The 12,289-nt window shown below is 36.4% G+C and carries 11 protein-coding genes and 1 pseudogene; 11 read left to right on the forward strand and 1 reads right to left on the reverse strand.

The features are described from left to right. Window positions 1–471: 471 nt before the first annotated feature. The 5 genes and pseudogenes from OQH61_RS09570 to carA form a co-directional block, all read left to right on the forward strand. Window positions 472–729 (forward strand): annotated as a pseudogene (locus OQH61_RS09570) (methyl-accepting chemotaxis protein); the annotation flags it as partial. After that, window positions 712–1,365, forward strand: a complete 654-nt coding sequence (locus tag OQH61_RS09575; RefSeq protein ID WP_416232490.1) for a CZB domain-containing protein — start codon at window positions 712–714, stop codon at window positions 1,363–1,365. The pseudogene OQH61_RS09570 and the gene OQH61_RS09575, both read left to right, overlap by 18 nt. A 7-nt stretch (window positions 1,366–1,372) precedes the next feature. Continuing rightward, window positions 1,373–3,382, forward strand: coding sequence for a transglycosylase domain-containing protein (locus tag OQH61_RS04080; protein ID WP_266026017.1), 2,010 nt, complete (start codon window positions 1,373–1,375; stop codon window positions 3,380–3,382). A 68-nt stretch (window positions 3,383–3,450) separates the two neighbouring features. After that, window positions 3,451–4,002: a DUF507 family protein gene (locus OQH61_RS04085; RefSeq protein WP_266026018.1), complete on the forward strand. Its 552-nt coding sequence runs from the start codon at window positions 3,451–3,453 to the stop codon at window positions 4,000–4,002. After that, window positions 3,999–5,141, forward strand: a complete 1,143-nt coding sequence (gene carA / locus OQH61_RS04090) for a glutamine-hydrolyzing carbamoyl-phosphate synthase small subunit (protein ID WP_266026019.1) — start codon at window positions 3,999–4,001, stop codon at window positions 5,139–5,141. Before OQH61_RS04085 ends, carA begins: the two co-directional genes overlap by 4 nt. A 5-nt stretch (window positions 5,142–5,146) precedes the next feature. Here the strand turns inward: carA and OQH61_RS04095 are convergent, their stop codons facing one another. Then, entirely contained in the window at window positions 5,147–6,556 is a 1,410-nt protein-coding gene (locus tag OQH61_RS04095) for a sodium-dependent transporter (RefSeq protein WP_266026020.1), read from the reverse strand. 163 nt (window positions 6,557–6,719) lie between these two features. On the opposite strand from OQH61_RS04095, the gene OQH61_RS04100 reads away from it, so the two are divergent. From OQH61_RS04100 to OQH61_RS04125, 6 genes are all read left to right on the forward strand, one after another. After that, window positions 6,720–7,136 (forward strand): acyl-CoA thioesterase, encoded by a 417-nt coding sequence (locus OQH61_RS04100; RefSeq protein WP_266026021.1) that lies wholly within the window; start codon window positions 6,720–6,722, stop codon window positions 7,134–7,136. 2 nt (window positions 7,137–7,138) lie between these two features. Beyond that, window positions 7,139–7,396 carry a DUF493 domain-containing protein gene (locus OQH61_RS04105; protein ID WP_266026022.1) on the forward strand — a complete coding sequence of 86 codons (258 nt, stop codon included), beginning with the start codon at window positions 7,139–7,141 and terminating at the stop codon, window positions 7,394–7,396. Window positions 7,397–7,407: 11 nt separating this feature from the next. Continuing rightward, window positions 7,408–8,091 (forward strand): MqnA/MqnD/SBP family protein, encoded by a 684-nt coding sequence (locus OQH61_RS04110; RefSeq protein ID WP_266026023.1) that lies wholly within the window; start codon window positions 7,408–7,410, stop codon window positions 8,089–8,091. Between the two features lie 64 nt (window positions 8,092–8,155). Further along, the gene (locus OQH61_RS04115; protein WP_266026024.1) at window positions 8,156–9,589 is read left to right on the forward strand and encodes a COG3400 family protein; all 1,434 of its coding nucleotides are present in this window, start codon (window positions 8,156–8,158) and stop codon (window positions 9,587–9,589) included. Between the two features lie 8 nt (window positions 9,590–9,597). Continuing rightward, the gene (aroB, locus tag OQH61_RS04120; RefSeq protein WP_266026025.1) at window positions 9,598–10,659 is read left to right on the forward strand and encodes a 3-dehydroquinate synthase; all 1,062 of its coding nucleotides are present in this window, start codon (window positions 9,598–9,600) and stop codon (window positions 10,657–10,659) included. A gap of 35 nt (window positions 10,660–10,694) precedes the next feature. Then, window positions 10,695–12,278, forward strand: a complete 1,584-nt coding sequence (locus OQH61_RS04125) for a mechanosensitive ion channel domain-containing protein (protein WP_416232491.1) — start codon at window positions 10,695–10,697, stop codon at window positions 12,276–12,278. Window positions 12,279–12,289: the final 11 nt, after the last annotated feature.

Genomic DNA, 12,289 nt, shown 5'->3' on the forward strand with positions numbered 1-12,289 from the left:
GCGCACATTGCAGAAATCACAAAAGAGCTTGAAACTTATAAAATGCTTGTAGGCTTTTCACAAGTAGAAGCAATTATTGGGATAAAAGATGAGGAAATTGTTTATAAAAATGATGTTGCCTCAAAAATAGAGAGTCTTGATATTTTAAAATCCCAATTAAAAGAACATATAGATAGTATAAGTCATATTCGTGATGAATATAGTGTAACAAGCGCACGCGTTGGTGATATTGTGTATTATTCACTTGTATTACTTAATCATTTGACAAATAATAGAACAGGCACAAACCTTTTTAATATTTATACAAAGAGTCTCAAAGGAGGCATAACAGGCACACAAGAATCACTACAAAATGTGCTTATAGAGTCAAATGATGTAACCAAACATTCGGTTAAGGCTGCAGAATCTGCTGAAGATGGATTAGGTATGAGCACTGCTGCATTGGAGCAAATTGAAACTTTGTATGAAAAAATGCAAGCAGCTTCGCAACTTGTAGATTCTCTTACGCAGCGCAGTAACGAAATTACAAGCGTTATTTCACTTATTGATGATATTGCCGAACAGACAAATTTGCTCGCGCTTAATGCAGCTATTGAAGCGGCACGTGCAGGAGAGCACGGCAGAGGATTTGCAGTTGTTGCAGATGAGGTGCGAAAACTCGCAGAAAAAACACAAAAAGCTACAAAAGAAATAGCAGTTGTTGTAAAATCAATGCAGCAAGAGGCAAATGATATTCAAACAAGCACAGAAGAGACAAATGAAGCCACAGATAATGTGCGTGAGGGAGTTGTAAAACTTCACGGAGTAATTAATAACCTCAAGATAGGTAGCCTTGTTACAAAGCACAGCACATTAAATTTGAGCAATAGAATCTTTTGTGTTTTGGCAAAACTTGACCACGTTGTGTATAAAAATAATCTTTATTCCTATATATTTGGTTTGTCTGATAGCTTTAATTGCGTGGATCATCATAATTGCCGATTGGGTAAATGGTATTATGAAGGTGATGGTAAAACGACATTTGCCAATACGCAAGGTTACAAAGCTCTTGAATCTTATCACGCAGGTGTGCATACAGAAGCTATTTCTTTGGCTCAAACTTTTGCTGATACAGCTCAATCTTGCCCTAAGAGCTTTATTGATAGTAAGATTGTGGCAATGGAGGAAAATTCTAATGGTGTTATGGATTCCATTCTTGAAATGTATAATGAAAAACGTATAGAAGTATTTAATGAAATTGAACGACTTGAGAGCAAAATGGAAGAAGATAGGAAGAACCCACAAGTGAGCATTCAGCGGACAGAATCTCACGCAGAAGTTCAAAAAAATGATGAGTCCCCAAATAAAGAGGATTTAGGAGATTAGCAAAGCAATGTGGCATAAAATAAAGCATAGTCTTTTTGTCATAGCTATTATTTTTGGAATAGGAGCAGGAGCTTACCTTATTAAACTTTTTTATGAAGTAGAATCTGAAGTGAGTAAAATTACAAATTATCAATTTGCGCTTGCTTCACAGATAGTTGATAGGAAAGATAGACTTATCGCAAATGTTTTTACTGATGAAAATTTTAGATTCTATGCGACTTTTGATGAGATTCCACCGCGCGTGATTGAAGCATTGCTTGCAGTTGAAGACACACTTTTTTTTGAACATATAGGCATAAATCCCGATGCAATTTCGCGTGCTATGCTTAAGAATATTAAAAGTATGCGCTATGTAGAGGGAGGGAGCACACTCACGCAGCAGCTTATTAAAAATATCGCACTGAGCCCAGAAAAAACACTTAAACGCAAAATCACAGAGGCAATGCTTGCTATTCATATTGAGCGGCATTTGAGTAAAGAAAAAATTTTGGAACTCTATCTTAATCGCATTTCATTTGGGCATAGTTATCACGGCATCAAAACAGCGGCTTTAGGGTATTTTCACAAGAGTTTAAATGAACTTACATTAAAAGAAATTTGTATGCTTGTAGGACTTCCTAAAGCACCAAGTTTTTATGATCCTACAAAAAATAAAGAATATTCAATGGCACGCGCTAATGACATTATTGATAGACTTTATGATATTGGTTGGATATCCACGGAAGAGTATGAAAATGCAAGTAAAGAAGTGCCAGAAGTCTTTAATCAAACACTTACGCAAAATGTTGCACCTTATGTTGTTGATGAGGTATTGCGTGAGTTGGCTCATATTGAAGATTTAAAAACAGGTGGATATTATATCAGGCTTAAAATTGATTTAGATTATCAGTTTGCAGCGCAGGAAGCAATGGTGTATGGTTATAATGAAATCAGTAAACGTCTTCACGAACGTTATCCTAAAATGTTTGAAAATGGCGATTTGAATGATGACACACTTAATGGCGCAATCGTTGTTACAGATACACATACAGGCGATATTTTAGCAATGGTGGGTGGTATAGATTATGCAAAAACAAAGTTTAATCGCGCTACCCAAGCTAAAAGGCAGCTTGGTAGTTCTATAAAGCCTTTTATTTATCAGAGTGCATTTGATAAAGGAGATTCCCCAGCGACTTTCGTTCCTGATGTGCCGCGCAAATTTACAACCAGAGGTGCAGCAGAAGCTGCATCTGAAGCCACGCAAGAAGAGACAGAATCTAAAGTATGGAGTCCTTCAAACTATACAAGTAAATTTCACGGATTTATGACACTTAAAGATGCCTTGCGAACATCAAGCAATCTTGCCACAATTAATCTTGTGGATCAAAATATTGGTTTTAATAAACTTTATGCTTCACTCAAGCAAGATGGTTTTGAAAATCTCCCAGAGAATATGTCTATTGTGCTTGGCAGTTTTGAGCTCTCACCGCTTGAAGTTGCACAGCAATATTCAATGTTTTCAAATTATGGCACGATTCTTAAGCCTATGCTCATAGAATCTACGATTAATAAAAGTGGTGAAAATGTATATAGCTCACCCGAACAAACGCGTCATATCACTACTGCTGCTCAAGCGTTTTTGACTATTGATATTTTGCGTGATGTTGTGAATCGCGGCACAGGTTCAAGGGCGCGTATGGTTGGCTTAGAAGTTGCGGGGAAAACAGGCACATCAAATCGCAATGTTGATGCGTGGTTTTGTGGATTCACTCCTGATGTTCAAGCGATTGTTTGGTATGGACGTGATGATAATACGCCTATAGGACCTCACGAATCTGGTGGTATAGTTGCTCCCCCAGCATTTGCATATTTTTTCTCCAAAGTTTTAACCTTTGACCCGGGTATCTCAAGACGTTTTAAAGTGCCAGAGGGTGTGGGGCTCAAGACTCTTGATTATGGAGATTTTTATTTTACAGACAATTCACCATTACCAACTAAAAGACCAGTCGTTGATATTGAAGAGGAATTGTTGTTTTAGTTAGAATCTTAAATCCATTTTTTACTTAAACTAGCTACAATATCGTAAATCTAAAAAAGGATAATTTGATGAGACTAAAACTTCAGCACGCGCCTTATATCGCTAATAAAATCAGTATTGATTTAGGCAATTCTCAATATATCACACTTCTTGCACCTATTCAAAATATTGCCCAAAGCGCACTTGAATGCCTCCAAGAAAATATCCAAAAAGAGCTTGCTATTGATGAAAGAGTGCGTGAGATTCTTGAAGAAAGGAGTGATGAAATTGAAGATTTTGGTATGGACGAACGAGAGCTCTTTAGAATGTGTAAGCGTCAGGTAGCAAATGAACAAAATTTTTATCTTGGGTGGGAAGAGCGTTGCAGTGATATATCCCATCAGATTCTCAATAGTTTGGATACTCATAAACTTATTGCATTTAATGTATCCGAAACTCTTATTAAAAATATTATTTTTAAGGCAATTAATGAATATTCTAAAATCTATGATAAAGCCGAAGAAGTAGTCATTGAAAAGCTTAAAAAATATAAACGAAAGCTTATTTATGGAACAGAGGAATATGAGATTGTCTTTAGCAAACTTTATGAGGAAGAATTACGCAAACGAGGACTTTTATGAGCATTCTTAAAGAGGTATATCTATATTTTGCTAATGGATTATTCTTTAAGGCACAAAGTTTTGGCAGTGAGGGGACTTTTGTAGGTGAAGTTGTATTTAATACTTCTATGAGTGGCTATCAAGAAGTGATTACTGACCCAAGTTATACAGGGCAGTTTATTGTTTTGAGTATGCCAGAGATTGGCATTGTAGGCGCAAATAATCAAGATAGAGAATCTAGCCGTGCTGCTTGCACAGGCGTTATTGTTTCTTCATACAATGATTTTACCTCTAACTTCCGCTCCGAGCAAAGTCTTAGTGCATATCTGAAAGAACATAATATTATGGGTATATGTGGTGTAGATACGCGTGGTTTAATTAAAATGCTCACTATACAAGGCGCGATGATGATGATAGCTTCTACTGAACTTACCCAAGAATGTGAGCTCAAAGCACATTTAGAGCACACACCTCCTATCCAAGATATACATTTTATTAAAGAAATATCTACAAAAGCATCTTACGCACATACAGATTCTATATTTGACTTTGCGCATTTTGACTATGGCACACCCCCACACTTTAGGGCAAAAGTTATTGCAATTGATTTTGGTGCGAAACGTAATATCCTCAATGAGCTTATAGCGGTGGGACTAGAAGTAGAGGTTATGCCTCATAATTTTAGCGCAGCGGACATTTTGTCGCGTTTTAAAGCGGGCGAGATTCAAGGAGTTTTCTTATCTAATGGACCCGGCGACCCTTTGGTGCTGCACAATGAGATTGAGCAAATTAAGCAGCTTATTCAATCAGATGTGCCTGTTTTTGGTATTTGTCTAGGACATCAACTTCTTTCTATTGCGCACGGCTATCCTACATACAAGCTCAAGTTTGGTCATCACGGAAGCAATCACCCTATCAAGAATCTCCAAAGTGGTGCAGTAGAGATTACTGCGCAAAATCATAATTATTGTGTGCCAGAATCTATTGCGCAAATTGCTACTATCACACATCGCAATTTATTTGATGGCACGATTGAAGGTGTGCGCTACAAAGATAAACCTATATTTTCAGTGCAACATCACCCAGAGGCAAGTCCGGGACCAAGAGAGGCACGTATGCTTTTTGAAGAATTTGCCAAACTCTGTTGTGCGCGCAAATAATGTTTTTATGCCAATAAGCTATTAATAAGTTCTATAACATCTATATATTGTGAGAGTAAAATGATGAGAATAACGCTTGGAGCGATAACACAAATAATCTTATGCCATATTTCAAAAAGTATGTTGCCTAAATAGGGTGTCCAATGTCTCACATATGATTTTTTAATGCCCCAGCCTAAAAAAGTAAGTGTAATAAGCATACCTATGGGCATTAGAAATGATGAAGTAATACATTCAATCGTATCAAAAAGTCTTTTGCCAAATATGCTTGGGAGAGCTATCTCATCATTTGCCCATAAAATAATCAAAAAGCCAAGAATAAAAACCCCAAGACTTAATACATAAGAAGCTTTTGCTTGAGAGAAAGCCCATTTATCTCGCAAGATACTCACACACGGCTCAAGCATAGAGATTGTGGAAGTAATTCCTGCAAAAAGTATGGCTATGAAAAAGAGTACGCTGATTATTTTACCACTCTCGCCTAAAGTCTGAAATGCTAATGGAAGCGAAACAAGCAAAAGTCCGGGACCTTGACTTGGCTGTCCTTGAAAATGATAAATAAAAGTAAAAATCATCAATCCAGCTATAATGGAGACAATAATGCCACTTATCACCACCCATAAAGCACTTTTAAGGAGATTTTCATTGTGTTGCGCACTTGCTGCATATACGGCGATTGTGCCTACTCCAAGTGAGAGTGAGAAAAATACCTGCCCTAGAGAATCTAAGATTGTTTTTGTGCTTATATTATGAGGTTGGAAAGCAAACATAAAATGCCACGCTTTGTTAAATTCTGGCAAAGTCATCGCATACAATAAAAGCCCGATAAATATTAAAAATAAAAGAGGCATAAGTATAAAATTAAGTTGTTCAATCCCACGTTTAATCCCGCGCGCCACGATAAAAGCAGTAAGAGTGATGATAATCCCAAAACAAAGCGTTTGATATAGCAGAGAATGAGATTTTATCTCGTCAAAAATAGCTTTTGCTTGATGAAGATTATTTGGAAGATGAAAACTCACAAAGAGTAAATAATATATAATCCAGCCTAGCACAACTGCGTAAAAGCTTAGTATCATAGGACCTGCTATGGCATTTAGTCCAAGCCACATCAGTGATTTATGTGAATCCTTATCAATGGAGTTAGGTTCATTTTGTGCAGTATTTAAAGGAAGAGAGTTGAATGTCTTAAGCACGACATAATTATCCATAGGGTTGCTCCGTGCTTTATTACCAAGCAGCATTTCAGCCAAAAGCATAGGCACTCCAATACATATTGAAAGGATAAGATATAAGATGACAAACGCACTTCCACCATTTTCTCCAGCCATATAGGGGAATCTCCATATATGCCCTAGCCCAATAGAGCTTCCTAAAGTGGCTAAAATAAAACCTATCTTACTAAAATTATTCATTTATTCCCTTTTGTTGCTTTTATGATGATATGACAAAGTTACACATTCTAGCTAAAATAGAGAATCTTACAATGCTTTGTAGTGAGGATTGTCTGTGTTTATCTACTTTGGTGCAATTTTTGCTACAATTTAAGCGCAGATATAAGGACTTGAGGAGTATTGTATGGACATATATCGTGTAAGGGTGTATTTTGAAGATACAGATTGTGGGCGTATAGTTTATCATACAAATTATATTAAATATTGTGAGCGTGCGCGCAGCGAATTATTTTTCGCACAAGGAGCGCAACCTTTTGAGAATCAAAGTGCTTTTGTGCTTAAAAAGCTTGAAGCAGATTTTCTTGCAAGTGCGCGTTTGGGCGATATGCTTGAGGTAAGAAGTGCCATAGCACAATTTAAAAATGTATCTGTGGTGTTAGAGCAGGATATTTATAGAATCTATAATGCACTCAAAGGCGAAGAATGCGAGGAGCTTATCTTCAAGGCATATATTACGCTTGCTTTTGTTGATGTTGAGCGTGGGAAACCTTGCAAGATTCCCCCATCAATGCATAAGATTTTAAGCAAATTGCAGGAGTAAAAATGAATTTAGACTTGCACAAGCCTCATATTTCTTATCCTTGTCAATGGGAATATCGTATTATCGGAGAAAGTGAGGAGAGATTAAAACATTTAATTTTTGAGCTAATGCCACGCGAATATGAATTGCATTTTGGCAAGACCTCTGCACAGGGACGATTTGTGAGTTTATATGTGAAACTTGAGGTCCAAAGCGAAGAAGAACGCAATAGCATTTTTATGAGCCTGAAAAAAAGTAAAGAAGTAAAGATGATTCTTTAAAGGTAGAGAAAATGCGTTTTGGTAAAATTGCCTATCTTAATCTTTTGCCTTTTGATGTATTTATTAAGAAATATCCCATATCGTGGGGATTTAAGAAATTTTTACAACTCAAAAAATCATATCCTGCGCGCTTGAATAAAGATTTTCTTATGCGGCGTATTGATGCGGGGTTTATTTCTTCAATTGCTGGATATTATTCTATGCGTAAGAATCAGACTACAAAAGCGGGAATCATCTCTAAAGGAGCAGTGTGGAGCGTGATAGCACTCCCAAAAGCAAATAAAGATGATTATCAATCAGCCTCTTCTAATGCATTAGCCAAAGTATTGGGCATTAATGGAGAGATTCTTATTGGCGATAAGGCATTGCGCTATAAACTTCAAGGGGGAATCTGTGTGGATTTGGGGGAGAAGTGGTGGGAGAAGCACCATTTAGGCTTTTGCTTTGGGCGATTATGCTTTAATAAAAATGCACGATTTTATACACATCTCGCAAAATGTTTTGTGGGGGCACGCATAAAGATACCCCATTATATTTTGCAAGATAAATCTACGCAAAGTGGCGTAAAGCAAAAGGATATTTTGGCATATTTGGAGCATATACATTATTGTATAGGTAAAAAGGAGGAATTAGCTTTGAGGCGGTTTTATACAAGTTTGCGTTTAAAAAATATTAAAAAACCTGCGCGTTTTTAGGGGATTTGGTTATCACTTCTTAGCTATAATCAAAGCCTCTTAATTTACCATAGAAAGGTAGAGTGTGAAAAAAACTCTGATTATTGCACAAGGCAGAATTGCAAAAATTTTTCTTGATACAATTTTAGATAAATATTTTAGCAATGACTATTATGTTGTTGTGTCCAAAGATATGTGCTTTATCCGAGATAGAGTGCCAAGTTCCTTTGAATTTCACACTTTTGATTATACATCTGCATATAGAATCTCACAGATAATGAGCAATGAGATTGCTAATGTTTTTCTTATCCTTGATGATGAAAATGAGATTCTAAGCACCTATGAGTTGCTTCGTGGGATTAATAACAAAGTGCGCATTGTTATTTCGCTTAGATTAGAGAGACACACTCAAGCTATGCAAGATGATAAGAATCTTATTATTCTTAATGAAGAGATGATTATCACAAATAAATTTATTGAGCGATTGCCAAATATCCCGCTTATTCCACGTAGTTTTGGTTTGGGGCAAGGTGAGATAATGGAGGTTGGTATCCCCACAGGAAGTATTTTTGCCTATCGGCATATAGGCTCTATTCAGCAAAAAAAATGGCGCATTGTAGGCATATATAGACAAGGAGAACTCCTTTTAAGCTCACATTCTTTGATTATTCAACCCAACGATAGTCTTCTTATCGCAGGAGATCCAAAAGTGCTTAATAATGTGTATATACAGATTAAAAGTGATATAGGGCAGTTCCCTGTGCCATTTGGACGCGATATATTTTTGTATTTGGATATGTCTCTTTCAAACAAACATAGAATCTGGAATGATGTGCAAAATGCACTTTTTTTAAATAATAGCCTCAAAAACAATAAGCTTTTTATTTATATCCTTAATCCCTCTCATTTTGAATTGCTTGATAGTATTAAAGCTTTAGAATCTAAAAGCGTTGAGGTAAAAATAGATTATACAAATGCGAGTTTTATTCAACGAATTGCTCAAGATGCACAAAAACGTTTTGGACTTATTATTATCAACCAAGATATTTTTGCTTCGCGTAAAAATCGTAGAGTGCTTTTTGAACTCTCAATCCCTGTATTCAAAACAGGTTGGGAGCATATAAGTGAGTGTAAGAAAAGTTTTGTTATGTTAAGTGAAAATATGGGAAATACCGAAAATGTTGCCTCTGTTGTTTTTGATATTTCTAAGCAGTTAGATTTAGAAGTTGATGTGTATGATTATGATACTGATGCGTCCTACCATAGTGATATGGTGCAAAGTTATGAAGACCTTTCGCGTATTTTTGAACGCAAGATGAATATTATCCAAACAGATTCTAAGAATCCTATTTTATATTTACGAGATAGCTTTGTGCCTTATTTATGTTTTGTGCCATTTGAACGCAATATTTCAAAAACGAAGACTTTTTCTTTTATTTCCATAGATGTGTATAAAATTGTCTCAATGAATGATAAAAATCCTCAAATTTTTATCCCTCTTCCCAAAGAACTGAAATAAGGACATTTATGAGCGAAACATTGCATATTCAAACTGCTACTTCAGATTATCCTATTCATATAGGCACACTTCCGCATATAGAATATGCTCACAAGGTATTGCTTGTCTCAAATCCTAAAGTCGCAGGACTGCATCTTAAGTATGTTTTAGAGCGTATTAAAGCCCCTGAAGTATATGTGTGTATTGTGCCCGATGGTGAGCAATATAAGGATATGAAAAGTATAGAATCTATCCTTGAATGCGCATTTACTCATAGGCTTGATAGAAAGTCTTTAATGATAGCACTTGGTGGTGGTGTAATAGGTGATATGGTGGGTTTTGCGAGTGGTATTTATCAGAGAGGGATTGATTTTATACAAATCCCCACGACTTTACTTGCGCAGGTTGATGCTTCTGTTGGCGGGAAGAGTGGTATTAATAATGTCTTTGGAAAGAATCTTATCGGGCTTTTTCACCAACCAAAAGCAGTATATATTGACCCATTTATGCTCTCCACACTTTCAAAACGCGAGTTTGGAGCAGGAGTAGCTGAAATAATCAAAATGGCAGTGTGTTTTGACAAAGCTTTTTTTACATTGCTTGAAAAGCAGATTCTAAGTATAAACGATATTGACTTTCTCACTTCTGCCATAGCCAAAAGTGTAGCAATTAAAGCACAAGTAGTGAGTGCTGATGAAAAAGAACAGGGCATTCGCGCTGCGCTTAATTATGGACATACTTTTGGACATATTGTTGAGAATCTTACGCAATATTCGCAATTTTTGCACGGCGAAGCAGTCAGCATAGGTATGTGTATGGCAAATACTCTTTCTTGTAAGCTTGGACTTTTGAGCCAAAAGCAAAAAGATGCGATAACCGCTCTTTTGAAACGCTATGATTTGCCCACATACTTTTATATTCGCGATACACAAGATTTTTATGAGAAATTTTATTTAGATAAAAAAAGCATTGATTCTCGCGTTATGTTTGTGCTACCTTCTGGGATTGGTAATGTGAGTTTGCGCAATGATGTGCCAAAAGCCGATGTGCTTGATGTTTTATCATCTTTTAGTAAGGATAGGAGTAGGTGAAACATATTTATTGTATAACTTTGATAATCCCCTTAATGAGTTGCATATTCTTTACTTCGGCTATTGCCAAAGATAATGCGAAAATTTCTGCTATACAAACAGAGCTTCAAAGTCTTGAAAATAAGCTTGATGAGAGCCATAATGCTTGGCTAAAGCATTATACGAGTTTAGAAAATTATAATGAACTTACAAATGAGATGAATGCACTTGAGAAAGAGATTCAATCCTATACACACACTGCTCCCCCTCATTCGCTCACACAACGTTTTGAAACACTCAAACGTCAGCAAGAACTCCTTAGAGATTATGCCCAACACCCTTATGGAGCGCTTTTAGAAGTTAAACATATTGATGAAGTGCCACAAATTACGAATCCTTTTTTGATTCTCGCCGGTTATTCATTTATCAAGCAGCTCAAAGAACAGCAAAGCATACTCAACACAAACAAAGAAAGCCTCCATTTTTTGCTTGATGTAATGAGGGAAAAATATGTGCTTTTAAATACACTTGCCGAAGAAGATAAATCTGTTGAGGTTGCTAAGCAGATTGCTCGCACTCAAAGTATGCTTGAAGAGCTAGAGGGCACACAAAAAATCCTAGAAACCTCAATAGATATTTATAATCAAGAATCTGGTAGCACAATCAATAAGCTTACCCATCAAATCAAAAGTCAATTTTTTAAAATTATTTATATTGGCGTAACAATTCTTATCACAATTCTTTTGGCTTTTTTGCTTAAACTTGCTTTGAGGAAGTATATCCTTGATACAGATAGAATCTACACTGCAAGCAAAGTCATTAATTACATCAATATTAGCATCATTGTTTTGATTTTACTTTTTGCCTATATGGAAAATGTTACTTATCTGGTTGCAGTTGTGGGGTTTGCTTCAGCTGGTTTGGCTATTGCTATGAAAGATTTGTTTATGAGTGTGCTTGGGTGGTTTGTGATTGTGCTAGGGGGCAGTGTGCATGTAGGCGATAGAGTGCGTGTGTGTAAAGATAATAGTGTATATGTGGGCGATGTGCTTGATATTTCCGTGCTTAGAATCACACTTTTTGAAGATGTAACACTTACAAGCTATATGACAAATCGCAGAGCAGGACGCATTATTTTTGTGCCTAATAATTATATTTTTACAATGATGTTTGCTAATTATACACACGCAGGATTAAAAACCGTGTGGGATGGCATAGACTTTAGCATTACTTTTGATAGTAATTATAAAAAAGCACTCAAAATTGCCACTGAAATAGGCAAAAAATATGCGAAAGGTTATACTGAAATGGTGCGCCAACAAGTGCATCGTATGCGCGATAAGTATTCTTTGCGTAATCCAAATCTTGAAGTGCGCAGCTATTGTATGATTGAACCAAATGGATTGCGAATCTCATTGTGGTATCAAACAAATGCTTATGCCACACTTTCATTGCGCAGCACTATTTCAGGGGAGATTATTGAGCGCATTCTCAAAGAAGACGATATACATATTGCTTATCCTACAAGCAAGGTAGTTGCCAATGGGGGTGATGGTATAGGGGGAGACACACAAATGCACGAGCTAGATTCTAAGGTCATCTTAGGCGGAGGTGTGCAAGTGCAAAAATTAGATTCTTAAAAAGGATAAGA

The organism is Helicobacter sp. MIT 21-1697 (assembly GCF_026241255.1).
Lineage (GTDB): Bacteria > Campylobacterota > Campylobacteria > Campylobacterales > Helicobacteraceae > Helicobacter_C.